This is a genomic window from Sphingobium limneticum, assembly GCF_008710165.1.
In the GTDB taxonomy this organism is placed as follows: Bacteria; Pseudomonadota; Alphaproteobacteria; order Sphingomonadales; family Sphingomonadaceae; genus Sphingobium; species Sphingobium limneticum.
On record NZ_VYQA01000006.1, the window covers coordinates 214,164 to 237,003 of the forward strand.

General features: G+C 64.2%; 27 protein-coding genes. 10 read left to right on the top strand and 17 right to left on the bottom strand.

Annotated features, from left to right (window positions below; translation table 11 throughout):
* Positions 1-179: 179 nt before the first annotated feature.
* The 7 genes from F4U95_RS10340 to F4U95_RS10370 all read left to right on the top strand — a co-directional run bounded on the left by F4U95_RS10340 (position 180) and on the right by F4U95_RS10370 (position 8,314).
* Positions 180-2,816, top strand: coding sequence for a TonB-dependent receptor plug domain-containing protein (locus F4U95_RS10340; protein WP_150425607.1), 2,637 nt, complete (start codon positions 180-182; stop codon positions 2,814-2,816).
* Between the two features lie 65 nt (positions 2,817-2,881).
* Entirely contained in the window at positions 2,882-3,379 is a 498-nt protein-coding gene (locus F4U95_RS10345; protein ID WP_150425608.1) for a RidA family protein, read from the top strand.
* A 117-nt stretch (positions 3,380-3,496) separates the two neighbouring features.
* Positions 3,497-5,083, top strand: a complete 1,587-nt coding sequence (locus F4U95_RS10350; RefSeq protein WP_150425609.1) for a flavin monoamine oxidase family protein — start codon at positions 3,497-3,499, stop codon at positions 5,081-5,083.
* Positions 5,083-5,481: a c-type cytochrome gene (locus F4U95_RS10355; protein ID WP_120250853.1), complete on the top strand. Its 399-nt coding sequence runs from the start codon at positions 5,083-5,085 to the stop codon at positions 5,479-5,481. The genes F4U95_RS10350 and F4U95_RS10355 overlap by 1 nt, the downstream gene beginning before the upstream one ends.
* Positions 5,478-6,608, top strand: a complete 1,131-nt coding sequence (locus tag F4U95_RS10360; protein ID WP_150425610.1) for an aminotransferase class I/II-fold pyridoxal phosphate-dependent enzyme — start codon at positions 5,478-5,480, stop codon at positions 6,606-6,608. The genes F4U95_RS10355 and F4U95_RS10360 overlap by 4 nt, the downstream gene beginning before the upstream one ends.
* On the top strand, positions 6,605-7,864 hold the full coding sequence (locus F4U95_RS10365; protein WP_150425611.1) for an aminotransferase class V-fold PLP-dependent enzyme: 1,260 nt from the start codon (positions 6,605-6,607) through the stop codon (positions 7,862-7,864). Before F4U95_RS10360 ends, F4U95_RS10365 begins: the two co-directional genes overlap by 4 nt.
* Before the next feature lie 18 nt (positions 7,865-7,882).
* Positions 7,883-8,314: a RidA family protein gene (locus F4U95_RS10370; RefSeq protein WP_150425612.1), complete on the top strand. Its 432-nt coding sequence runs from the start codon at positions 7,883-7,885 to the stop codon at positions 8,312-8,314.
* A gap of 157 nt (positions 8,315-8,471) precedes the next feature.
* Here the strand turns inward: F4U95_RS10370 and F4U95_RS24905 are convergent, their stop codons facing one another.
* The 8 genes from F4U95_RS24905 to F4U95_RS10410 all read right to left on the bottom strand — a co-directional run bounded on the left by F4U95_RS24905 (position 8,472) and on the right by F4U95_RS10410 (position 13,909).
* The gene (locus F4U95_RS24905; protein WP_150425613.1) at positions 8,472-8,966 is read right to left on the bottom strand and encodes a hypothetical protein; all 495 of its coding nucleotides are present in this window, start codon (positions 8,964-8,966) and stop codon (positions 8,472-8,474) included.
* 42 nt (positions 8,967-9,008) lie between these two features.
* Complete coding sequence (locus F4U95_RS10380; protein ID WP_150425614.1) at positions 9,009-9,203, bottom strand: Trm112 family protein; 195 nt, start codon at positions 9,201-9,203, stop codon at positions 9,009-9,011.
* Positions 9,200-9,814, bottom strand: coding sequence for an LON peptidase substrate-binding domain-containing protein (locus tag F4U95_RS10385; protein ID WP_150425651.1), 615 nt, complete (start codon positions 9,812-9,814; stop codon positions 9,200-9,202). Before F4U95_RS10385 ends, F4U95_RS10380 begins: the two co-directional genes overlap by 4 nt.
* A 5-nt stretch (positions 9,815-9,819) precedes the next feature.
* A complete protein-coding gene (locus F4U95_RS10390) occupies positions 9,820-10,731 on the bottom strand; it encodes a tetratricopeptide repeat protein (RefSeq protein WP_150425615.1) in 912 nt (303 codons plus the stop codon).
* A 98-nt stretch (positions 10,732-10,829) separates the two neighbouring features.
* Entirely contained in the window at positions 10,830-11,654 is an 825-nt protein-coding gene (locus tag F4U95_RS10395) for a MipA/OmpV family protein (protein ID WP_246171554.1), read from the bottom strand.
* A 107-nt stretch (positions 11,655-11,761) separates the two neighbouring features.
* Entirely contained in the window at positions 11,762-12,115 is a 354-nt protein-coding gene (locus F4U95_RS10400) for a DUF2141 domain-containing protein (protein WP_150425652.1), read from the bottom strand.
* 80 nt (positions 12,116-12,195) lie between these two features.
* Positions 12,196-12,924, bottom strand: coding sequence for a sterol desaturase family protein (locus F4U95_RS10405; protein WP_150425617.1), 729 nt, complete (start codon positions 12,922-12,924; stop codon positions 12,196-12,198).
* Positions 12,925-13,018: 94 nt separating this feature from the next.
* Entirely contained in the window at positions 13,019-13,909 is an 891-nt protein-coding gene (locus tag F4U95_RS10410) for a prephenate dehydratase (protein WP_120250863.1), read from the bottom strand.
* A 173-nt stretch (positions 13,910-14,082) separates the two neighbouring features.
* On the opposite strand from F4U95_RS10410, the gene F4U95_RS10415 reads away from it, so the two are divergent.
* Positions 14,083-14,709, top strand: coding sequence for a c-type cytochrome (locus F4U95_RS10415; RefSeq protein ID WP_120250864.1), 627 nt, complete (start codon positions 14,083-14,085; stop codon positions 14,707-14,709).
* A 33-nt stretch (positions 14,710-14,742) separates the two neighbouring features.
* Positions 14,743-15,321: a GNAT family N-acetyltransferase gene (locus F4U95_RS10420; RefSeq protein ID WP_150425618.1), complete on the top strand. Its 579-nt coding sequence runs from the start codon at positions 14,743-14,745 to the stop codon at positions 15,319-15,321.
* Between the two features lie 159 nt (positions 15,322-15,480).
* Here F4U95_RS10420 and F4U95_RS10425 read toward each other — a convergent pair whose 3' ends face one another.
* Positions 15,481-16,797 carry a hemolysin family protein gene (locus F4U95_RS10425; protein ID WP_120252169.1) on the bottom strand — a complete coding sequence of 439 codons (1,317 nt, stop codon included), beginning with the start codon at positions 16,795-16,797 and terminating at the stop codon, positions 15,481-15,483.
* 152 nt (positions 16,798-16,949) lie between these two features.
* Here F4U95_RS10425 and F4U95_RS10430 point away from each other — a divergent pair, with 152 nt between their 5' ends.
* Positions 16,950-17,630 carry a YiaD family glycine zipper/OmpA-like lipoprotein gene (locus F4U95_RS10430; protein ID WP_150425619.1) on the top strand — a complete coding sequence of 227 codons (681 nt, stop codon included), beginning with the start codon at positions 16,950-16,952 and terminating at the stop codon, positions 17,628-17,630.
* A gap of 77 nt (positions 17,631-17,707) precedes the next feature.
* Here F4U95_RS10430 and F4U95_RS10435 read toward each other — a convergent pair whose 3' ends face one another.
* The 8 genes from F4U95_RS10435 to F4U95_RS10470 form a co-directional block, all read right to left on the bottom strand.
* The gene (locus F4U95_RS10435) at positions 17,708-18,325 is read right to left on the bottom strand and encodes a MarC family protein (RefSeq protein WP_120250867.1); all 618 of its coding nucleotides are present in this window, start codon (positions 18,323-18,325) and stop codon (positions 17,708-17,710) included.
* On the bottom strand, positions 18,322-18,996 hold the full coding sequence (locus tag F4U95_RS10440; RefSeq protein WP_170267486.1) for a YybH family protein: 675 nt from the start codon (positions 18,994-18,996) through the stop codon (positions 18,322-18,324). Before F4U95_RS10440 ends, F4U95_RS10435 begins: the two co-directional genes overlap by 4 nt.
* Complete coding sequence (folD, locus tag F4U95_RS10445) at positions 18,993-19,886, bottom strand: bifunctional methylenetetrahydrofolate dehydrogenase/methenyltetrahydrofolate cyclohydrolase FolD (protein ID WP_150425620.1); 894 nt, start codon at positions 19,884-19,886, stop codon at positions 18,993-18,995. Before folD ends, F4U95_RS10440 begins: the two co-directional genes overlap by 4 nt.
* A complete protein-coding gene (locus F4U95_RS10450; RefSeq protein ID WP_150425621.1) occupies positions 19,883-20,209 on the bottom strand; it encodes a DUF167 domain-containing protein in 327 nt (108 codons plus the stop codon). Before F4U95_RS10450 ends, folD begins: the two co-directional genes overlap by 4 nt.
* A gap of 12 nt (positions 20,210-20,221) precedes the next feature.
* Complete coding sequence (locus tag F4U95_RS10455; protein WP_120250870.1) at positions 20,222-20,536, bottom strand: YggT family protein; 315 nt, start codon at positions 20,534-20,536, stop codon at positions 20,222-20,224.
* Between the two features lie 105 nt (positions 20,537-20,641).
* Positions 20,642-21,208: a DUF1993 domain-containing protein gene (locus F4U95_RS10460; protein WP_150425622.1), complete on the bottom strand. Its 567-nt coding sequence runs from the start codon at positions 21,206-21,208 to the stop codon at positions 20,642-20,644.
* 9 nt (positions 21,209-21,217) lie between these two features.
* The gene (gene argB / locus F4U95_RS10465) at positions 21,218-22,135 is read right to left on the bottom strand and encodes an acetylglutamate kinase (protein ID WP_120250872.1); all 918 of its coding nucleotides are present in this window, start codon (positions 22,133-22,135) and stop codon (positions 21,218-21,220) included.
* Positions 22,136-22,160: 25 nt separating this feature from the next.
* Complete coding sequence (locus tag F4U95_RS10470) at positions 22,161-22,793, bottom strand: queuosine precursor transporter (RefSeq protein ID WP_120250873.1); 633 nt, start codon at positions 22,791-22,793, stop codon at positions 22,161-22,163.
* Positions 22,794-22,840: the final 47 nt, after the last annotated feature.

Here is a 22,840-nt window from a genome sequence, read left to right on the forward strand (position 1 = left end):
CGTAAATATAATCATCAGTTGCACCATTTGGTACACAGCCAATATGCTGATCGGCTATTTATAGGAAACAATAGAGAAATATTGCGTTTTTAATTCATTTTTTTGCGGTGCAGTAGAGGATTTCACCAACCCGTCCGTCGTCCCCCTTGTCATCTATAATGCATAAACAGGGGGCATGAATGACACGACTGTCCGCACTCAAGCTTTCACTTATCCTCGCATCGTCCTGGTCCGCTTGTGCGCTTGCACAAGAAGCGCCGCAGGAACCGCAGGCCGATCAGGGTGGCGACATCATCGTCACGGGCACGCGCGCCGTTGGCATTTCCGCTGCCGAGTCCGCCGCACCGGTCCAGGTGCTGGGCGAAGAAGCCATCAGCCATGTCGGCCAGCCGAACCTCAACCAGGTTCTCACGCAAATGGTGCCGGGCTTCACCGCCCAGACGCAGGGTACCGATCTTTCCAGCTTCTCGCTGTCGGCCCGTCTTCGCGGCCTCAGCCCCAACCACACGCTGGTCCTGGTCAATGGCAAGCGCCGCCACGGCAACGCCATTCTTCAGGTGATTTCCGGCGCGTTCCAGGGTTCGGCCGCACCCAGCATCGACGTCATCCCGCCCGACGCCATCTCGCGCGTCGAAGTGCTGCAGGAAGGCGCAGCGGCCGTCTACGGCACGGATGCGATCGCGGGCGTCCTCAACTTCATCCTCAAGGATAATAATGAAGGCGGGTCGTTCAAGGTTACCGGCGGTCAATATTATGACAGCGAAGGCGAACTTTTCTCCGCTTCGGGCAATGTCGGCTTCAAACTGGGCGAGGACGGCTATTTCAACCTGACCCTGTTCCATCGCCGCCAGGATTATACCACCGTCGGCAAGGGCCAGGTGCTCGTCACCAAGCAGGACGGCACGCTTCAGCCCAACGCACCGGCACAATGGTCCAACCTCGCCGGCGACGCGCTGTCGGGCATCAACGGTGGCCAGCCCAAGACCAACCTCAACGTCGCTTTCTACAATATGGGCTATGATTTCGGCGGCGTCGAACTCTACAGCTTCGGCGACTATAGCCGCCGCGAAGGCTGGGCCAAGCAGGGCTACCGCCATCCCAAGCGCATCTGCTACGAAGCCGGCAACACCGGCGGCAACGTGACGGCTGCGGCCTACAATCCCAACATCTGTTACGGCAATACCGGCGTGGTCGGCATGGTGCCGCTGCAGCATGTGATCGAAAATGAATATAGCGTCACCGTCGGCGCCAAGGGCGAATTCGGCGGCGGCTGGAACTACGACGTCAGCGGCACCTATGGTTCGCAGAAGGACGACATCTGGACCGAAGCCTCGGCCCATCGCGAAATCTGGCAGGAAAGCTACCAGAACCAGCTGCGCGGCGTCGGCGTCGCCAACACGCCCAGCAGCGCCTATGACGGCGGGTTCAAACTGGCCCAGACCACGCTGACCACCGACATCCGCAAGGAATTCGAAGCGGGTCTGGCCAGTCCGATCACGCTCGCCTTCGGTGGTGAATATCGCAAGGACGAATATGAAATCATCGCCGGTGATTCCATCTCGACCTACAAGACCGGCGTTCAGTCCTTCCCCGGTTACAAGGCGAGCGACGCAGGCAAGTTCGATCGCAGTTCCAAGGCAGGCTATATCAACCTGATCGCCAAGCCGACCGACGGCTGGAGCGTCGACCTTGCGGGCCGGTACGAAGATTATACCGATTTCGGCGATACGCTGATCGGCAAGATCACCACCCGCTACGACTTCTCGGATGCCTTCGCCATCCGTGGCACCGCCAGCACGGGCTTCCGTGCGCCGACGCTGCAGGAACAGAAATATTCGACCATCAACGTCGGCCCGACCAGCGCCGTCGCACAGTTGCCCGCCGGCACCCCTGCCGCCGCGTTGCTGGGCTTCGGTCCGCTCGGACCGGAAAAGTCGAAGAATTTCTCGGCCGGCTTCGTGGTTCGCCCGGTCAACAAGCTGGCGATCACGGTCGATGGCTATCTGATCAAGATCAAGGATCGCATCACCGGCACCGCCGCACGCAACGCCGTCCTCAACGGCGTAGCACAGCCCGGCGGCGCGGATATCCTGAACGCCCTGAGCGCTGCGGGTATCGTGCTGGACAGCGCGCTGTTCACCAGCGGCACCATCGGCGTGCAGAGCTTCACCAACGGTGTCGACACCCGCACCTGGGGTATCGACTTCTCGGCCAGCTATCCGGTCGCGCTGGACTTCGGTTCCTTGAACCTGTCGCTGACCGCCAACTATAACAAGACGAAGATCACCAACAACAAGCTGGGCTATCCGCTGTTCAACGCAGCATCGGAAAGCAATATCGAACGTGCCAACCCGGACTATAAGGTCGTCGCCAACGCGCTGTTCAAGAGCGGTCGCTTCGGCCTCAACCTGCGCGAAACCTTCTATGGCAAGACCAGCGTGCTGGTGCGTCCGGCCTTCACCTCCTCCGCTGCCGGGTCGGTCATCATCCCGGATGGCGGTTTCCTGATCGCCGACGGTGCGGTGGTCAACGGCGTGAACGCCAACCAGCTCTACTTCAACGGCGTGGCCAAGGCAGCGGCGATCACCGACCTGGAAGTGAATTACGACTTCACCGACAATGTCACCTTCTCGCTGGGCGCCAACAATCTGTTCAACAAGAAGCCGGAAATCCCCAAGCTGCTCAAGGGCGTGGTCGTTCCGACCGGCGTATCGCCCTACGAAAACGGCTCCGGCTCCTACAGCGCCTCCTATGGCCACAGCGCCTACAGCACTTCGGGCGGCTACTACTACGCCCGCATCGACTTCAAATTCTGATCGAAGTCACAGGCAAGGGCCGGTCCGGCAAGGACCGGCCCTTCGCACTTACAGAGGGGATTGTCATGAAAGCAGCGATTACCGCTTTTCTTCTGGCCGCCATGGCCACCGGATCGGCCGTGGGATCGGCTTCGGCCGCCACCGTCGAACATAAGCAGGCGCCCGGCGCCATGATCGCCAGCGCTGCGATCGTGCCGCCCGGCAGCACCTTCTACTATCTCTCCGGCGCCACCGCCGCGCCGATCAATCCCGCCGACACCGACAGCGCGGACGCTTATGGCGATACCGAAGCGCAGGCCCTGTCCATCTTCACCAAGATGAAGGCGCAACTGGCCGAAATGGGCCTGACCATGGGCGACATGGTGAAGCTCACCGTCTTCCTCGTCGGTGATCCCAAGAATGGCGGCAAGATGGACCGCGACGGCCTGACCCGCGCCTATAAGAAATTCTTCGGTACCGCCGACCAGCCCAACCTGCCGACCCGCTCCGCCTTCCAGATCTCAGCGCTCGCACGGCCGCAGCAATTGATCGAGATAGAGGGCATCGCGGCCAAGGCGCCCTGAGCCGTTCGGGTCGCACCACGGACAAGAGATTCGACATAAGGCAGGGGATATAACGGCAGGGAATTGGGGGCGAGACCCCTGCCGCACCACACTCGCCCGTCCAGACGGGAAGCCAGCATGACAGATTCTACAGCACCCAGCCGCCGTGACCTTTTGACCATGATCGGCAAGGTCGGTGGCGCCGCGGCCATGTATCAGGCGATGACCGCGCTGGGTCACGCCGCCGAAACCCAGTTCAGCGGGCCTCCGGTGCTGAGCGGCGCGAAGCCGGGTGCCTCGGTCGTCATCCTGGGCGCGGGCCTTGCCGGCATGGCAGCCGCCTTTGAGCTGCAAAAGGCGGGCTATTCGGTCAAGATCCTGGAATTTCAAGATCGCCCCGGCGGCCGCAACTATTCGCTGCGCGGTGGCGATACATTCACCGAAAGCGACGGCACGGTGCAGAAGGTGCAGTTCGCGGCCGGCAACTACATCAATCCCGGTCCCTGGCGCATCCCGCACCATCACAAGGCGCTGCTCCATTATTGCCGTCAGTTCGGCGTCGCGCTGGAGCCCTTCATCCAGCTCAACCATAATGGCTTCATCCATTCGACCGAGGCCTTCGGCGGCAAGCCGATGCGCTACAAGGAGGTCGCGACCGACTTTAAGGGCCACACGTCCGAACTGCTGGCCAAGGCGATCAGTGCCAAGGCGCTGGACGACAAGCTGACCGCGCAAGATCAGGAAAAGCTGATGGAGGCGCTGCGCGGCTGGGGCGTGCTGGACAAGAATCTGGCCTATACCAGCAGCCTCAAAGTATCCGCCCAACGCGGCTATGATCAGGCGCCCGGTGGTGGCCGCAACGGCGCACCCACCCCCTCGCAGATCGCCAAGCTGCAGGATGTGCTCGACCCGCAGGTCTGGACCGCCATGTCCTTCTATTTCAGCTATGTCATGCAAACGACCATGTTCCAGCCGGTCGGCGGCATGGACATGATCGGCAAGGCCTTCGCCAGGAAGATCGGCAAGATCGTCACCTATAACGCCAAGGCCACGAAGGTCGCCCAATCGGACAAGGGCGTGACCGTCAGCTACAAAGATGTCGCCACCGGCCAGATGCACGATGTCAGCGCCGACTGGTGCGTCTGCACCATCCCGCTGTCGATCATCAGCCAGGTCGATATGCAGGTATCCCCGGCACTGAAAGCCGCGATGAAGGCCGTGCCCTATGGCGGCCATGTAAAGATCGGCATGGAATTCAAGCGTCGCTTCTGGGAAGAAGACGACAATATCTATGGCGGTCACAGCTTCACCGACCAGACCATTACCCAGCTATCCTACCCCAATGACAAGATGTTCGGGCAAGGGCCAGCCGTGCTGCTGGGTGCCTTCGCCCGCGACCTGGCCGGCTTCCAGCTGGCCAGCATGACGCCGCAACAGCGTATCGAAACCGCATTGAAACAGGGCGAAGTCTTCCATCCCCAATATCGCAAGGAATATCTGAACGGCGTGTCCGTGCCCTGGAGCCGCGTGCCCTGGATCCTGGGCTGCACCTCCGCCTGGAGCGATGAGAACCGCAAGGCGCATTATAAAAATCTCGTCACGCTCGATAACCGGGTGGTTCTGGCCGGCGAACATGCCAGCTATTATGGCGGCTGGATGGAAGGGTCGATCCTGTCGGGTATCGACGCCATCACCCAGATTCACGAACGAGCGCAGGCCGCCTGATGCGTGGCCCCCTGCTGCGCCTGGCCGCGCTCACTGCGCTGGCCGCCGCGCCCGCCATGGCGGATTCGCCCGGCGGCCGCCCGGTCAAGATCGCCCTGCCGGATGGCGAGCAGGTCTATAATCAGATCTGCGCCGCCTGCCATCTGGACAAGGCGCAGGGTTCGCCCGACGGCACCGTTCCGGCGCTGGCCCATAATGCCAAGCTGGCCGACGCCAATTATCCGATCACCGTGGTCATGAAGGGTCAGGGCGGCATGCCCTGGTTCTCCGAAATGCTCACCCCGGCGCAGGTCGCATCGGTCGTCGGCTATGTCCGCACCCATTTCGACAACAGCTATCCCGAACCCGTCAGCGAAATCGATGTGAAGCGCATCGCCGCACAGGGAAGCGAAGAATGACCGGCGCCAGCCTTTCCCGCCGCATGCTCATGCGTGGCGCGATCGCCGCTGCTGGTGCGGCCAGCGCCGCCCCCGCCCTTGCCCAGCGCGGGCGAAAGGTCGCCCTGCCCGACGATCCAGCCGCCATGGTGGCGACGCTGACCGACGCGGTCTATATCAACAGCAACGAAAATCCGCTCGGCCCCTGCTCCGCCGCATTGGAAGCATTGAGCGGCCTCGACAGGCTGTCCAGCCGCTATGGCATGGCCTTCGCCGCGCAGCTGGAACGGCTGCTCGCCCGGCAGAATGGCCTGAAGCCGGAGGAGGTGCAGGTCCATCCCGGCTCCTTCATGACGCTGCGTTCAGTGGCCCTGACCTATTCGTCGCAGGACCGGCCGATCGCCTTTTTCGAACCGACGTTCGACAGCGGATTCGTGGGCAAGGGGAACAAGGTCGTCACCGGCGCCGTCCCAATCCCATTGTCGGGCGATTTCCGCGGCGACCTGCGCCAGATGCTCGCCGCCGCGCCCAATGCCGGCGTCTATTATATCTGCAATCCCAACAATCCGACCGGCCTCGTCACGCCCCGCGCCGACATCGAATGGCTGCTCGCCAACAAACCTGCCGGATCGGTGCTGCTGATCGACGAAGCCTATATCCATTTCAGCGACGCACCATCCTGCCTCGATCTGGTGGCGAAGGGCGCGGACGTGCTGGTCGCGCGGACCTTCTCGAAAATCTATGGGCTGGCCGGCCTGCGCTGCGGCCTCATCGCCGGACGGCAGGATCTGCTCGACGGCATGGCCGATTATGGCGTCAACATCACGCCCATGCCCGCCGTCGTCGCGGCCGAAGCCAGCCTGCTCGACCCCAAATTGCTGCCGGATCGCAAGGCCTATAACAAGGCGGTGCGCGACGATCTCTTCGCCTGGCTCGACCGGCGCGGCATCCGCTATCTGCCGAGCGAAGGCAGCTTCGCGATGATCCATGTCGGTCGCCCCGGCGCGGCGGTGACGGCGGCGCTCGCCGCGCAGAACATCTTCATCGGCGGCCCGCGCAAACATATGGACGACTGGGTCCGCGTCTCCTTCGGCACCCCGGCGGAAATGCAGGCGTTCAAGATCGCCTTCGCCAAGGTCATGGCATGACACTGTCCCGTCGGCAGGCGCTGGGCGCAGCGATCGCCGTTCCGCTGGCGACGCAGGGCACCCGCGCGGCCAGCACCACGCCCAGCCTGCCGGACAAGCGCAGTTTCGCGCCCACCCCCATAGCCTATCTCGACAATGCCTCCACCCACCCGATCAGCCTGGGCGCGCGCGCGGCGATGGACGCCTATGTCGCCGCCCGCACGCTCGATCCCGCCGCCGCCGCGCGCAAGCCCGTCGATCGCGCCGCCACCCTCGCCAAATTCGCCCGACTGGTGAATGCCGATCCGGACGAAGTCACCTGGGTCCAATCCACCACCATGGGCGAACAGGCGATCCTGCGCGCACTCGGCTTTCCGCACAGCAAGGGCCGCGTCGTCACCGACACGCTCCATTTCTACGCCGGTTTCCCCATGTATCAGGAGCTGGCGAAACAGGGCGTGGACGTCGCCTGGGTGCAGGCCCGCGACGGCCGCATCCATATGGAGGATATGGCCAAGGCCATCACGCCCGGTACGAAACTGGTCAGCCTCTCGCTCGTCTCGACCTATAATGGCTTCCAGTATGACCTGAAGGCCGTGTGCGATCTGGCCCATGCCGCCGGTGCGCTGGTCTATGCCGACATCATCCATGCGGCCGGCGCCGTGCCCGTAGACCTTCACGGCAGCGCCGTCGATTTCGCCGCCTGCGCCACCTATAAATGGCTGATGGGCGATTTCGGGCTGGGCTTCCTTTACGCCCGACGCGGCGTGCTGGACAATCTGCCGCTAGCGGACTTCGGCTATTATGGTTTCGCCGCGCCCGACGCGCCGCCCGGCATCACCCTGTCGCCGCCGGAAACCCACATCTATCCCATGGACCCGCCCGGCACCGCACCGGTCAGCTACAGCGTCCGCCCCGGAACGCTCGGCCATTTCGGCACCGGTACCTATGCCCAATCGGTTATCCCGGCGATCGACCATGGCCTCGACTATATCGGCGCGCTCGGCGTCCCGGCGATCCAGACCCACGCCCAAAGCCTGATTGCCCCGCTACGCGACGGCATAAAGGCCAAGGGCTACACCATCATCACCCCTCCCGGCACACCGGCCCCGATCCTGACCGCCCTGCACCCCCAGGCCAAGACCCGTCTGAGCGAGCCTATGGCCAAGGCACAGGTGCGCATTTCACTCCACGACCATCATTTCCGCATCGCCCCGTCGGTCTTCAACGATATGGGTGATGTGGACCGCCTGCTCGCCGCGCTCCCGCGCGCCTGATCCTGTACGGAGAGACTTATGAAGCGCCTTCTCGCCACTGCCCTGTTGCTGGCCGCCACACCCGCTTTCGCCCAGCCCGCTGCGGCGCCGCAGCCTTTGCCGGCAAAGCTGCCCTTCTCCCCTTCGATACGCGTGGGCGATATCCTGTTCATGTCGGGCCAGATCGGCCAGGTGCCCGAAGGCATGGACAAGCATAAGGAAGGGTTCGACGCAGCCGTCCGGGGCGCGATGGATTCGATCGGCAAGATCCTGAAGGACAATGGCCTCGACTATGGCAGCGCCGTCAAATGCACGGTGATGCTGGACGACATGGCAGACTGGCCGCGCTTCAACGCCGCCTATCTCCCCTATTTCGAAGGCAAGCGCCTCCCCACCCGCAGCGCTTTCGGCGCGGACGGACTGGCGCTCGGCGCCCCGCTCGAAGTGGAATGTATCGCCGCCTTCAAATAAACGCTGCGCTTTACACAGTCGTCACCCCGGACTTGATCCGGGGTCCCGCTGCCTTGGTTTCAGTCGATCCAAGGAAACAGAAGCCAGATCAAGCCTGCTCCGAGCCTGCCGAAGGTTCACAGCATGACAATAGGCCGCGGCAGCGGGAAATATTCGTCTATATCTGCCGCTTGGCGTTGAAAGGCGGAACGATCTTGCAACGATAGGACCGCGTTTCGTCGATCAGGCCGGCATGCAATTGCGTCGATAGGATCAGCGTCGTCCGATCCAGCCGCTCGACCCGGCGCGTATCGCTCAATATGCTGCTGATCATCCCGCCGCCCTGCTTGACCAGCGTGATGGTCGCATCGTCCTGCGCGGCGATCTTGTTCCAGTCGCCACCGGCGTCGCGCCAGCGCCCGCCGGTAAAGTCGATCACGATCTCCCTCACCGACCGGTCATCGGCGGTACAGGACAGGCCCCTGCTGTCCGACACGGTTGGGGCGATCGCGGGCGGTGCAGCGGCGGGCGGTGCAGCGGCGGGCGGTGCAGCGGCGGGCGGTGCAGCGGCAGGCGGCGCAGCGACGGCTGGCGGCGCGGACGGCGCCGTGGCGGCCATCATAGCCGGCGCGGCGAATATCATCAACATCGACAAGGCCAGTCTCTCAACCATGGCCCGATGATATCAGACCCGCAGGCCAAGCGATAGCACCGGTCAAATCGGCGCGGCTTCCCGCACCACCAGCACCGGCACGCCATCGCGCACCGGAAAGGCCAGCCCCGCCGCGTCGGACAACAACGCCCCCCGCGCCGCGTCCCAGCGCAGCGGCGTGCGCGTGACCGGGCAGACCAGCTTGTTCAGCAGCCAAGGGTCGATGGGCGCGCCATCGTTCACGGCAACATCGCTCATTGCATCGTCGCGCTACCATCGCGCTCTATCCGGCCGACGATCTGCATCAACTGGATGATCCGGTCCGCCCGCTCGGACAAGCTATCGGCCTCCAGCAATGTCTGCTTGGCCGCCGGATCGAACGGCACGATCTGCGCGATGCCGTTGACCAGCGCCGTATCGTCCAGCCGCGACACCGCCGTCCAATCCACCACATAACCTAGCGAATCGGCGAAACGGCGCGATTCCTGTTCCAGCGCCGCCCGCTCGACCGCGTGCAGCACCTCGTCTTCCTGTGGCGCCTGCTCGACATCCGCCTCGATCTGGCGGAACTGAGTGGATACCGTCAATTCCCGCACCACGCGGAACCGGGCAAGGCCCGTCAGCACGATGTTGAACCGCCCGTCGTCCAACGCCTCGATCTGGCTGACATGGCCCAGGCATCCGACATCGAACAAGGTCGGCACCGGACCGACCCCGCGCGGCTGGATCATCCCGATCCGCCGATCGCGCGCCATGACGTCATGAATCAACGCCCGATACCGCGGCTCGAAAATATGCAGCGGCAGGTCCATGCCCGGCAACAGCAGTGCGCCGGACAGAGGAAAGATGGAGACGCGGGCGACGGGCATGCGCGTTACGAAAACAGGATCTGCGACAGCTTGCGCCGCTGCGCCGACACCCACGGATCTTCCAGACCCACGGCATCGAATATGGTCAGCAATTGCGCCCGCGCCGCACCGTCATTCCACGCCCGGTCGCGCCGCACGATCTCCAGCAGCGCTTCGGCCGCGCCGTCGCGATCGCCATTGGCCATCAAGCCGCCGGCCAGCTCGAACCGCGCCTCATGATCGTCGCCATCGGCGTCCACTCGCGCCTGCACGCCCGACAGGTCGGCCACCGGCTTGACGTCGCGCGCCAGTGCGATCGCGGCACGCGCCTGGTCGATCGCGACATTCTTCGCGACATCGGCGGGCAGCGCGGCCAGCACCGCTTCCGCCTCGTCCAGCTGGCCCAGCGCCACCAGCGCCCGCGCCAGGCCGGACACCACCTCGACATTGTCGGGCACCATCTCGGCCAGCTGACCGAATACCGACAAGGCGCGCTTGGCATCGCCGGCCGCCAGCACTTCCTCACCCATGGCGATCAGCGGTGCGATTTCCTGCAACTGCGCCTTCTCATCGGATTCGATCGGCAATTGCGACAGCAGCTGATCCAGATATTGCTTCAACTGCCCTTCGGTGCGCGCCTGGCTCAGGTCGGCGACCGGCTGGCCCTGGAACACTGCATAGACGGTCGGGATCGACTGCACCCGGAACTGGCTGGCGATAAAGCCATTTTCGTCGACATTGACCTTGACCAGCTTCACGCCCTTGGGCGCATATTCGGCGCACACCTTCTCGATCACCGGGGTCAGTTGCTTGCACGGCCCGCACCATTCGGCCCAGAAATCGACGATCACCAGGCTCGTGCGCGAAGGCTCGACCACATCCTGGCGAAACGCCTCCACGGCCGCCTTGTCAGCCTCGCTCAATCCCAGGGTCGCCACGCTTATAATCTCCTGCCAATGCGGTCATTCACCGCCGTCATACCGCGCCTTATGTGGGGCGTCACCCCTTGCGGACAAGACGAAAGGGCAGGAAAGCGTCAGAAGGTGTAGCCGATACCCAGTGCGCCGACGAACTGGTTGCGCGATCCGGCGTCCGCGACGATCGGCGAATCCGCATATTTGCCCAGAACACGGGAATAACCGGCCACGCCGAATATCGCCCAACCCTTGCGCAGATCACCCGACAGCGCCTTGCCGGCGGAAAGGTTGACGTTCAGCCGCTTGAAGCCCGATCCGCCAGCGCGGTTATAGACGTCCAGCCCGCTAGCCAGGCTCTCCTGCGGCGTGATGTCGAAATAATAGCGGCCATATTTCTTGCCGACATATTCCGCCGACACCGAAGCGCCCACGAACGTCGTCAGCGACAAGGGCGTGAAATATTCGATCGTGGGCGTCACGACATAGCTGCCATGCGCGCCCGCGACATCCTTGGTCACCGCCACGCGCGCCGACAGATTGTCATAATCGCTGGTAATCACCCCGGTCTTGCCGACGCCGACGAAGCCGCCGACCTCCACCGCCACGTCGCGCTTGCCCAGCGCGCGCACGGCATCGTCGCGGATCGCCTTGCGGCTCGTGCGGTCCAGCCGGACGTTGACCACCGGCCCCAGTTCGAAATCGACGCCCGTACCGGTCGGATCGGGAATGGCATCGACATAGAGCGCCGTGCCGCGCGTCCAGAAGGCGAAATCATGCACCTTGCCGCGTGCCTGCACCAACGGCATCACACGATAATCGTCGGACCCTTCATAGCTGGGGATGGCGGCGATCCCGGCGCCGATGGTCAGCGTGCTATGCTGCTCCTCTTCCTGCGCCATGGCGGGCGCGACAAGCAGTTGGGCCACGACGAATGTCGCGGCCAATCGGCAGCGGAAATGATCCATAATAGCCCTGTTTATGAAGATGCGTTCAGGGCCTAGAATGTTTCGAGGGGCTTAGCGGTTCCCCCGCCCCACAAGACGGCGGCGCATCACAGGAAATATTTCAGCGTGATCGCCTGCTCCACCGGCGCGCCCACGACCGGAAAACTGGCCGATTTGAAGCTGGGCGCGCCAAAGCGCAGCACAGGATTGCGGGAGAAACCCACGCCCTCGCGCGGAATGCCGGCAAAAGTATCCAGCTTCCCATTGCCATTTTCGTCATGGATGATCGCGATGGCATAGTCGCCCGGCGCCAGCGCGCCGAGCGGGATCGGCCCGTTTTTCACCGGCACGGCGAAATGGCGCTTCTCCGGATCCTTGGTGCAGTCGGGAAAGAAGGCCGCCGTGCGGGTCACGCACACCAATATCTGCCCCTTGGCCGATCGCAGCCCGTCCAGCGTCATGCCGATCGGCTGCGACTGCCCCGCCGGCGCCGCCGCCGTCAACCCTGCCAGCGCCACCACAGGCACCCAAAATCCAGCCTTCACCCGCGCCCCTTCCTGAAATCGCCCAGACCTTTATCGGTGCCGCACAGCCGGTCCCAGACGCGGAAATAAAGCCCGTAATTGCAATTATACTGATCATGATGCCGCTGATGATGGGTCGCGGTGATCAGCCACCCACCCAGCGGCCCGCGCACCATCCAGCGCGGGAACATCTCCCACCCCATATGATTGCTCACCCCCATGACGGTCATGATCGTCAGCACAGCGCCCAGCACGCCGACATGGATCGGGATCAGCAGCACCAGCACGGGAATCACGAACGCCCCGGTCAGTGCCTCCCAGGGATGGAAACTCATCGCCGCCCACGCCGTCGGCGGCCGGCTGGCATGATGCACCGCATGGGCGACACGAAACAGGCGCGGCCGGTGCATCCAACGATGCGTCCAGTAAAACCAGGTGTCATGCAGCGCGAGATAGAGCAGCAGCGACACCGGCAACCACCAGAGCGGATAATCGCCAACATCCTCATAGATGCGCGTCCATCCCCGCGCCTGCCAGCCCCAGGCGACCACGCCCGCCGGCACGCCATAGATCAGCGCGGACAGCAGCGACCAGCCGATCTCCCGCCCCATCTGCTTTTCCAGCCCGCGATACAGGCCCGGCTGTTTGATCCGCGTCGCCAGCGCAAAACCCCCGCTCGCCAACAGATAGCGCCCGCCGACAATGGCACTCATCGCAAGAGCGGACAGGATGATGGCTGCGACCATGGCAGGGGCTATAGGCGCGGTTACGCCACTGCGAAAGAAGAAGAAGCCCGCAAATCACACTCTGGACCCCGGCCTTCGCCGGGGAACGGACATATCAGGTCCGCGGTCGCGCCTGCCGATAGCTGCCCAGCTGCCGTACCCATTTCGTATGGAATTCCAGCTCCGCCAGCGCGCGGTCGACCGCCGGGTCGCCCGGCATCCCCTCGATATCGCAGAAGAATTCGGTCGCGGCGAAACTCGCCCCGCGCTGATAGCTTTCCAGCTTGGTCATGTTGACCCCGTTGGTCGCAAAGCCGCCCATCGCCTTGTAGAGCGCGGCCGGGATATTCTTCACTTCGAACAGGAATGTCGTCATGACCGGCCCGACATTGGCGGTCGGCAGCTTGGGATCGCGCGCCAGCACCAGGAAGCGCGTCATATTGTCGTCGCTATCCTCGATATTCTCGGCAATCAGGCGCAGGCCATAAAGCTCCGCCGCCAGATAGGGCGCGATCGCCCCTTCGCCGGGCGTGCGCGTCTCCGCCACCAGCGCCGCCGCGCCCGCCGTGTCGGCATAGGCGACCGGCTGGATGCCCCGCTCGCGCAGATAATGGCGGCACTGGCCCAGCGCCTGCGGATGGCTGATCGCGCTCTTCACCGGGCTGTTGTCCGGCGCCATCAGGCAATGGCGGATGCGCAGAAAATATTCGTCGATGATCGACAGGCCCGATTCGGGCAGCAGGAAATGCATGTCCGCCACGCGCCCGTGCAGGCTGTTTTCGATCGGGATGATCGCCCGCGCCGCCAGGCCGCTGCGCACCGCGTCGATCGCATCTTCGAACGCGAAACAGGGCAGCGGCACGCAATCGGGGGCGTAGCCGAGCGCCGCCAGATGCGAATTGGCGCCGGGCGCGCCCTGATAGGCGACGGCGCGGGTCGGATCGATCGCGGCCTTGGCGGCAAGGTCGGCGACGATCGCGCGGGCGGGGGCGGGATAATTTTCCATGATTGGCTGCGCGCTTAGGATTTCCCCCGTCCCCGCGCAAGTATTGGCACACCCTTCCATGACAATAGGGATGAACCCGGCTTGCGCCTGCGCGTATCCCCCATTATGGCAACCCACAAGAGGGGGCGCGGAAGACAGCCGCCATAACAATAAGGCAAGGGAAGTCTGGCGAGATGAGCGATCGTTTCAATACCGCAGCGGGTTGGGCGTTGTTTGCAGGGATCGTAGCGCTAGGCGGCGCGATCGTAAGCTCCAAGATTTTCCACGAAGAACGGCCCGAAAAGATGGGCTATGCCATCGAAGGCGTCGAAGCAGAGGGTGAAGCCGGCGCGGCCAGCGGCCCCGGCCTCAACACCCTGCTCGCCAGCGCGGACGTCGCCGCCGGTGAGAAGGTCTTCGCCAAATGCGCCGCCTGCCACACCGTCAACCAGGGCGGCGCCAACGGCATCGGTCCCAATCTCTACGCCACGGTCGGTGAGGAAATCGGCCATGGCAAGGCCGGCTTCGCCTTCTCCGAAGCACTCAAGGGCAAGGGCGGCAGCTGGACCTTCGAAGCGCTGGATCACTGGCTGAAAAGCCCGCGCGAATTTGCCCCCGGCACCAAGATGACCTTCGCCGGCCTCGGCAATCCGGCCGATCGCGCCAACCTCATCGCCTGGCTGAATACGCAGGGTTCCAACCTGCCCCTGCCGGCCGCCGATGCGGCCCCGGCCGCTGCGGAAGGCGCGAATGCCGCCGAAGCCGGCAACGCAGCCAATGCTGCCGCCCCGGCCGAAAACGCCGCCAACGCCAGCGAGTAAGCAGCGATTTCTCATTCGATCGAGATACGCGATCTGACGGGCGCGGCACTGGTTGCCGCGCTCGATTCATTGGCGCAACTGCGCATCGCCGTCTTCCGCGACTATCCCTATCTCTACGAAGGCAGCGGCGGCTATGAGCGCGGCTATCTGACCGCCTATGCGGAAAGTCCGGGCGCGCTGATCGCCGGCGCCTTCGCGCAGGTGGACGGGCGCGAACAGCTGGTCGGCGCCGCCACCGCCGCCCCCATGGCCGATCACGCCGCCGCCTTCGCCGAACCCTTCCGCGCGCGCGGCATGGACATCGGCAATATCTATTATTTCGGGGAATCGGTGCTGCTGCCGCAATGGCGCGGCCATGGCGTCGGCCACGCCTTTTTCGACCGCCGCGAAGCCAAGGCCCGCGAACTGGGCTTTGCCATGGCCAGCTTCTGCGCCGTGATCCGCCCCACCGACCACCCGGCCCGCCCTGCGGACTACAGCCCGCTCGACTCCTTCTGGCACAAACGCGGCTATGCGCCCGTCGATGGCCTGATCGGCCATTTCAACTGGAAGGAACCGGGCGAAGAGGCCGCCAGCGACCACGCCATGCAATTCTGGGTGAAGACGCTTTAGAATCTTCGAAAGGCCCCACGGCCTTCACGCTAGACTTTTTTGGCGGCATGGAATTGGCTCAGAGCGGCGTCACTCCCGCCAAGCCTTACACGAACCAGCATTGGCTTGTCCGTTCCCCGGCCTGTGCCGGGGAACGATTCATATCATGGCATCTTGCTATTACCGCTCCGCCACCAGCAGCTTGTCGATCTTGCGCCCGTCCATGTCGACGATTTCGAATCGCCATCCCTGATCGTCGATATAGTCGCCGACCTCCGGCAATCGCCGCATCAGCCACAGCGCATGGCCCGCCACGGTCGCATAGTCGCGGTCCTCCGACAGGTCGATGCCGATCCGCTCGGCCAGCTGGTCGATCGGCATCTGCCCCGACACCAGCAGGCTGCCATCCTCCCGCTCGACCATGTCCGGCTCGTCATAGGCGTCGCGGTCCGACGCGAAATGGCCGGCGATCGCCGACAGCAGATCCGCCGGGGTCACGATCCCTTCGAAATGGCCATATTCGTCATGCACCATCACCATCGGCACGTCGGACCGGCGCAACACTTCCAGCGCGTCCATTGCATCGACCTGATCGGGCACGACCTCCGCCCGGCGCATCAGGCTTTCCAGATTGAGCGCCTCGCCCCGGAACAGCGCGGTCATGATGTCGCGCGCCTGGACGATGCCGATAATATCCTCCACCGACCCGCGCCCCACCGGCAGGCGGGTGTGCGGCGTTTCCAGCAAGCGGCTGCGGATGGTGGCTTCGTCGGCGGCGATATCGATCCAGTCGACATCCATGCGCTGCGTCATCACCTCGCGCACCGGCCGGTCGGCCAGCCGCACGACGCCCGAAATGATCGCCCGCTCGCTTTCCTCGATCACGCCGGACTTGCTTGCCTCGGCGACGATCAGGTGCAGCTCTTCGGCGGTGACATGGCTTTCCGATTCGCGGTCCAGTCGCAACAGCTTGAAGATCAGGCTGCTCGACCCGTCCAATATCCACACGATCGGGGCGGTCAGCTTCGCCAGCCATTGCATCGGCACGGCGACCAACACCGCGATCGGCTCCGGCGCGCGCAGCGCGAACTGCTTGGGCACCAATTCGCCCACGATCAGCGACGCATAGGTGGTCAGGCCGATCACCAGCGCGAAACCGGCATTTTCCGCCAGATTGGGCGCCAGGCCCAGCATCTGCATGCGTTCGCCCACCGGCCCGCCCAGGCTGGCACCCGAATAGGCGCCCGTGCCGATGCCGATCAGGGTAATGCCGATCTGCACCGTGGACAGGAACCGCCCAGGATCGGCCGCCAGCGCCAGTGCAGCCTTCGCCCCGCTACGCCCCGCCTTCTCCATCGCCTGCAAGCGCGGCTTGCGCGCCGATACGATGGCCAGTTCAGACATGGCAAAGACACCATTGAGCGCAACAAGCGCCAGGATGATGACAAGGTCTGCCCATGGGAAGGGCGTCGGATTGAGGGGGGGGATCGTGGCCATGGTGGTCAACTACCTCCTATAACCGCTATTCTTTCAATTTCACAACATCGCCATCATCATCGGTTCAGTTCGCATGTGGAACAAACGCTTTCGTTCGGCCATTAAGGGTTAGATTCGGCCCCGAACGGACGAAAAGACAAGGGAACAGGACCATGAGGATTTCTCACCACATCATCGGCGCTGCCAGCCTGGCCGCCATGCTCGCCACCACCGCCTGCACCACCGACCCCGAAACCGGTCAGCGCAGCATATCGAAGGCGGCGATCGGCGGCATCGGCGGCGCGCTGGGCGGCTATCTGCTGGGCGATCTGGTCGGCGGCCGCAACGACCGTACGGAGAAGATTCTGGGCGCGGGCATCGGCGCGGTCGCTGGCGCGGGCATCGGCGCCTATATGGACGCCCAGGAACGCAAGCTGCGCGAAGAAACCGCCGGCAGCGGCGTGGACGTGATTCGCGACGGCGACAATCTGCTGCTGCGCATGCCCTCGGGCATCACCTTCGCCTACAATAAGTCGGACGTTCAGCCGCAATTCCAGCCGACGCTGAACGACGTCGCCTCGGTTCTGTCGCAATATCCCAAAACCTATATCGACGTGTACGGCCATACCGACAGCGATGGCGCCGACGCCTATAACCAGACCCTGTCCGAACGCCGCGCCCAGTCGGTCGCTACCTATCTGGTGAGCAAGGGCGTCCAGTCCGCCCGCATCGGCACCCGCGGCTTTGGCGAGACGCAGCCGATCGCATCCAACGCGACCGAAGAAGGCAAGGCCGCCAACCGCCGCGTCGAAATCAAGATCGCCCCGGTAACGGAAGCCGATGTGAAGGGGTAATGCTCCTTGATTAGCCCCTCCCCTTCAGGGGAGGGGTTGGGGTGGGGGCGAGTGAAACGAGCGCTAGGCCCACCCCATCAAAAACTCGCCTTCAACCCGTCGATCACGAACTGCGCCGCCAGCGCCGCCAGCAGCACGCCCAGCAGCCGGGTAATCACCGCCTCGATCTTGCGCCCCAGCAGCGCCATCAGCGGCCCCGCCGCCAGCAGCGACCCCAGCATCAGCAACAACGTCACCAGCATCGCGCCCAGCACCACCATGCGCTGCGCCATGCCATCGGCGCGCGACATCAGCAGCATGACCGTCGCGATCGATCCCGGCCCGGCAATCATCGGCATCGCCATCGGGAACACGGAGACATCCTCCACCTCCGGCGTTTCGGCGATCTTCTGCGCCCGGTCCTCGCGCCGTTCGGTCCGCTTCTCGAACACCATGTCCATCGCGATCAGGAACAGCATGATGCCGCCCGCGATGCGGAAACTGTCGAGCGCGATGCCCAGCGTGCCGAGCAGCTGCTTGCCCCACAGGGCGAACACGAACAGGATCGCGGCGGCGATGCAGACGGCCCGGATCGCCATCGCGCGCCGCTGCACCGCATTGGCGCCCGTGGTCAGGCTGGCATAGATGGGCGCGCAGCCCGGCGGGTCGATCACCACGAACAGCGTGATGAACGCGGAAATGAACAGTTCGATCATGATCCGGCCTTCACTCTATCGTCGATCACGGTTTGATAATCATTGCCCGTCCACATCCGCACGCTGACATGGCGGCTGCCGTCGGTCGCCACATCGGCGCTCCAGACCAGGCTTTCGTCGGGCGGCGGTGGAGGCGCATCGCCCTTCTTGGGTTTGCCAGCGGGCGGCGACGCTATCGGCGCGCTCTCCGACCGCTTGCAGGTCGCGACCTTGCCGGTCAGAAACTCCGGCGCCTCCCGCGCGACGCTCAGCGTGTCGCCATGGTCCATGATCCACTGCCAGCGCCCCTTCTTGTCGCGCCGCCAGATGGTCGTGAAATAGCCGACCGATCCGTCCGGCCGCTTCCAATTGCCGGTGCTGGCGGCCAGATCGCCACCGCACGACACATAGACGATGGACGGTGCCCAGCTGACCGATGCCGCCGGGTTGGCCTGTTTCCTCAGCCAATCCTTCGCCACCACCTTCTGCGGCACGAACATCACGGCGTCGTCTGCGGCGGTCTGGGCGAAGGCGGTCCATTGCCCCTTGTCCTGCGCCAGCCGGTTGAAGGCGATCTCCGCCGCGATCACGCTGCTGGGATCGGGCTGGAAGCGCAGTGGTGGGCGCGCGGAAACGGGCGCGGCGATCAACATCGCCGCACCGAAAATCAGCAGCGTCCGCCGCGCCTTCACAGGTCCGCCGGCTTGGCCAGGCCAGCGCGCGCATGCGCCGCGACCAGCGTGTTGCGCAGCAGCACGGCGATGGTCATCGGCCCGACGCCGCCCGGCACCGGGGTGATGGCGCGGACATGGGCCAGCGCTTCGGCGGTAGCGACATCGCCCACGATCCGGCTCTTGCCATCCTCGCCATCGGCGATGCGGTTGATGCCGACGTCGATCACCGTCGCGCCCGGCTTGATCCATTCGCCCTTCACCATTTCGGCGCGACCCACGGCAGCGACGACGATGTCGGCGCGATGCACGACGCTGGCCAGGTCGCGGGTACGGCTGTGCGCGATCGTCACCGTCGCGCTTTCGGCCAGCAACAGCTGCGCCATCGGCTTGCCGACGATGTTCGACCGGCCCACCACCACGGCTTCCAGCCCCGACAGGTCGCCCAGTTCATCCTTCAACAGCATGATGCAGCCCAGCGGCGTGCAGGGCACCAGCGCCTCCTGCCCCGTCGCCAACAGCCCCGAATTGACGACATGGAAGCCATCGACATCCTTGGCCGGGTCGATCGCCCCGATCACGGCGGCCTCATCGATATGCTTGGGCAGCGGCAGCTGAACCAAGATGCCGTCGACCCGCTCGTCCTGGTTCAACTCCTCGATCAGGTCGAGCAGATCCTCTTCGCCGATGCTGTCCGGGCGCTTGAACTCGAAGCTTTCCATGCCGACAGCGACCGTCATCTTGCCCTTGGACCGGACATAGACGCTGCTCGCCGGATCTTCGCCCACCAGCACAACCGCCAGCCCCGGCTTGCGACCCGTCGCCTCGACGAAGCCGGCGACGCCGTCGGCCACCTTGTCGCGCAGGGTTGCGGCAAAGGCCTTGCCGTCGATGATCTTGCCGATGGTCATGTCTGTTCTACCCATGTTGCAATAAGGGCGGTCAGGCGCGCCTGTGCCCCGCCGCCGCCGATAATCCGCAACCGCTTTAGCCGGTTGGTATCGCCCGATTCCAGCAAAATCGCGCTGCGCGGCCAATCCAGCCGTTTCGCCAGCAACGCGATCAGCGCATCATTGGCCCTGCCTTTTTCGGGCACCGCCCGCACGCGAGCGGACAGCCATCGCGTACCCTGCGCATCGGTCCAGTCACCGCCGACAGCCTCTTTCGCCGATCCCGGCGTCAACCGGACACTCAGCAGCAGGTCGTCACCACCCGCACTCCAGACAGCGTTCAGGCCAGACAGCGCTCAGGCCACCGCCCGCATCAGCGCCGCGAACAGATTCTCACGCACCGGCCCTTGCAGGATGATGATCGCCAGCAGCACCACCATCGGCGCCAGATCCAGCGCGCCCAGATCCGGCATGAACTTGCGCACGGGGCGATAGAGCGGCTCGGTCATCCGATCGAGCGCATAGAGGCCGTTGCGGACATATTCGTTGGAGGTGTTGATCACGTTGAACACGATCAGCCAGCTCAGCACCGCCTGCACGATGATGATCCACCAGATCGCTTCCAGCACGATATAGACGATGCCGTTCAGGGCGTTGAGAAATTCGAACAAGCTACCGGCCTTCCATGCTGCGCTGCCGCGAATGTGATGCTGTATCTAGCGGTGGGGCGCCGCCGGGACAAGCATCCGACGCACGCTTATTCTACCAACGACAGGTCAGCCCGTCGGCATCGTACCGGGACGGATATGGCCGAACATATGCGCGACATAATCCGCCTTGCCCAGCGACACGCCCTGCGCGCGCAGGATCGCATAAGCGGTCATGACATGGAAATAGAATTGGGACAGCGTCCAGTCCCGCGCATATTCTTCCGCGGTCAGGTCCAGGATGATGCCGTTGGGCAGCGCATGCGCGATCGCCGTACCGGCAGCCCCGTCCAGCGCATCGCCCGACAGGCTTTGCAGCAAGGCGACGGCCTCATCGATCCGCGCCTTCGCCGTCGCGATCGATCCGGGATACTCCCCCGCATCGCGCCCTTCGTTCAACAGCGCGTCCAGATAGGCGGGAAACGCCTTGCCCTGCAATCGATGCACCGCCTCATGCGCCTGCACGCAGGCGAAGCGGATTTGCGTCGCCAACGGATACATGTCGGGCGCCAGCCGCGCCGACAGCAACACCTCGGCGTCGGCGGCGGACAATTGCCCCTGCGCCTTGTCCAGCCAGCCCGACAGCGAACCCAGCATCTGGATATAGGTCGGAACGATCAGCGCGGTCAGCGTCATATGCAGCCCTTATTTCCGCACCAGCGTACCGGCACCCTGATCGGTAAAGATTTCCAGCAGCATCGCATGCGGCACCCGGCCGTCCAGGATGACGGCGGCGTCCACCCCGCCTTCGACCGCGCGGACGCAGGTTTCCAGCTTGGGGATCATGCCGCCGCTGATCGTGCCGTCATTCTGCAATATCTCGATCGCGGCCGGGTCCAGGTCGCTCAGCAACTGGCCCTGCTTGTCCAGCACGCCCGCCACATCGGTCAGCAGGAAGAAGCGCGACGCCTTCAGCTCCGCCGCGATCGCACCCGCCATCGTGTCCGCATTCACATTATAGGTATGGCCATCGATGCCGATCCCCACCGGCGCGACCACCGGAATGATGCCAGCCTGCGCCAGCGTATCCAGGATACGGCGATCGACCGCCACCGGATCGCCGACGAAGCCCAGGTCGACATTGCGCTCGATCCCCGAATTGGGGTCCGCCTCGCGCTTGCCCGCGACCTTCTCGCACAGGACCAGGCCCCCGTCCTTGCCCGAAATGCCGACAGCACGGCCACCCGCACCAGCGATCCAGGCAACGATTTCCTTGTTGATGGAACCGGCCAGCACCATTTCGGCGATCTTGGCGGTTTCGGCGTCGGTCACGCGCAGACCGCCGATGAACTGCGATTCGACGCCCAGCTTCTTGAGCATCGCGCCGATCTGCGGCCCGCCGCCATGGACGACGACGACATTGATGCCCACCGCCTTCATCAGCACGACATCCTCGGCGAAATCGCGCGCCGCTTCGGGGTCGCCCATCGCATGGCCGCCATATTTGACGACGAAGGTCTTGCCGGCATATCGCTGCATATAGGGCAGCGCCTCGACAAGGGTTTCTGCCTTCGCGAGGAGCGCGGGATCGGGAGCGTGCTTGCTGTTCATGCGCGCGCGCATACGGCCTTATGGCCGCTACCGCAAGTTAACGGTCGAGCTTGCGCCCCAACGATACCGCCAGCGCGATGAGCGGCGGCACCAAAATGATCGACAGGATCACCTTGGCAATCATCTGCCCGACCATCAGGTCCATGATCGGCCGTTCGCCCAGGAAAGAAATGGTGATGAACAGCAGCGTGTCGACGATCTGCGATACGACGCTGGCGATCATGCCGCGCAGCCACACCAGCTTGCCCTCGCCCCGCGCCAGCTTGGAGAAGATGAAGACGTTCAGCGTCTGGGACGTGCCATAGGAAATGAGGCCCGCCAGCATCATCCGCGATCCTTGCCCCACCACGATCGGAAAGGCGTCGACCGCCGGCGGATACATGCCCGGATCATGGGGCAGCGCGATGACGATATGGATCAGCGCCGCCGATACCAGCAGCGGCACGAAACCCAACCGCACCAGCGCCGTCGCCGTCTTTTGCCCGTGAAGCTCCGACACCGCGCTCGACAGGATCACCAGCAACAGGAAGGCGAAGATCCCCGCCTCCACCGCCAGCGGCCCGAGCGCCACCTGCTTCACCCCCAACACACCGGCCATGCAGACCATGCCGCCATAGAGGATGGAGAAGACGAAGAGCGAACGGCTGATGGGCGCGGGCGAAGCAGTCATCGGCTGCCCTTACCGACATTTATGCGGCGGGGGAAGATGGCGGACGG

Coding starts and splice junctions, on each gene's coding strand:
- F4U95_RS10340 (WP_150425607.1), top strand. CDS start 180: ATGACACGACTGTCCGCACTCAAGCTTTCACTTATCCTCGCATCGTCC.
- F4U95_RS10345 (WP_150425608.1), top strand. CDS start 2,882: ATGAAAGCAGCGATTACCGCTTTTCTTCTGGCCGCCATGGCCACCGGA.
- F4U95_RS10350 (WP_150425609.1), top strand. CDS start 3,497: ATGACAGATTCTACAGCACCCAGCCGCCGTGACCTTTTGACCATGATC.
- F4U95_RS10355 (WP_120250853.1), top strand. CDS start 5,083: ATGCGTGGCCCCCTGCTGCGCCTGGCCGCGCTCACTGCGCTGGCCGCC.
- F4U95_RS10360 (WP_150425610.1), top strand. CDS start 5,478: ATGACCGGCGCCAGCCTTTCCCGCCGCATGCTCATGCGTGGCGCGATC.
- F4U95_RS10365 (WP_150425611.1), top strand. CDS start 6,605: ATGACACTGTCCCGTCGGCAGGCGCTGGGCGCAGCGATCGCCGTTCCG.
- F4U95_RS10370 (WP_150425612.1), top strand. CDS start 7,883: ATGAAGCGCCTTCTCGCCACTGCCCTGTTGCTGGCCGCCACACCCGCT.
- F4U95_RS24905 (WP_150425613.1), bottom strand. CDS start 8,966: ATGGTTGAGAGACTGGCCTTGTCGATGTTGATGATATTCGCCGCGCCG.
- F4U95_RS10380 (WP_150425614.1), bottom strand. CDS start 9,203: ATGAGCGATGTTGCCGTGAACGATGGCGCGCCCATCGACCCTTGGCTG.
- F4U95_RS10385 (WP_150425651.1), bottom strand. CDS start 9,814: ATGCCCGTCGCCCGCGTCTCCATCTTTCCTCTGTCCGGCGCACTGCTG.
- F4U95_RS10400 (WP_150425652.1), bottom strand. CDS start 12,115: ATGACGCTGGACGGGCTGCGATCGGCCAAGGGGCAGATATTGGTGTGC.
- F4U95_RS10405 (WP_150425617.1), bottom strand. CDS start 12,924: ATGGTCGCAGCCATCATCCTGTCCGCTCTTGCGATGAGTGCCATTGTC.
- F4U95_RS10410 (WP_120250863.1), bottom strand. CDS start 13,909: ATGGAAAATTATCCCGCCCCCGCCCGCGCGATCGTCGCCGACCTTGCC.
- F4U95_RS10415 (WP_120250864.1), top strand. CDS start 14,083: ATGAGCGATCGTTTCAATACCGCAGCGGGTTGGGCGTTGTTTGCAGGG.
- F4U95_RS10425 (WP_120252169.1), bottom strand. CDS start 16,797: ATGGCCACGATCCCCCCCCTCAATCCGACGCCCTTCCCATGGGCAGAC.
- F4U95_RS10430 (WP_150425619.1), top strand. CDS start 16,950: ATGAGGATTTCTCACCACATCATCGGCGCTGCCAGCCTGGCCGCCATG.
- F4U95_RS10435 (WP_120250867.1), bottom strand. CDS start 18,325: ATGATCGAACTGTTCATTTCCGCGTTCATCACGCTGTTCGTGGTGATC.
- folD (WP_150425620.1), bottom strand. CDS start 19,886: ATGACCATCGGCAAGATCATCGACGGCAAGGCCTTTGCCGCAACCCTG.
- F4U95_RS10460 (WP_150425622.1), bottom strand. CDS start 21,208: ATGACGCTGACCGCGCTGATCGTTCCGACCTATATCCAGATGCTGGGT.
- argB (WP_120250872.1), bottom strand. CDS start 22,135: ATGCGCGCGCGCATGAACAGCAAGCACGCTCCCGATCCCGCGCTCCTC.
- F4U95_RS10470 (WP_120250873.1), bottom strand. CDS start 22,793: ATGACTGCTTCGCCCGCGCCCATCAGCCGTTCGCTCTTCGTCTTCTCC.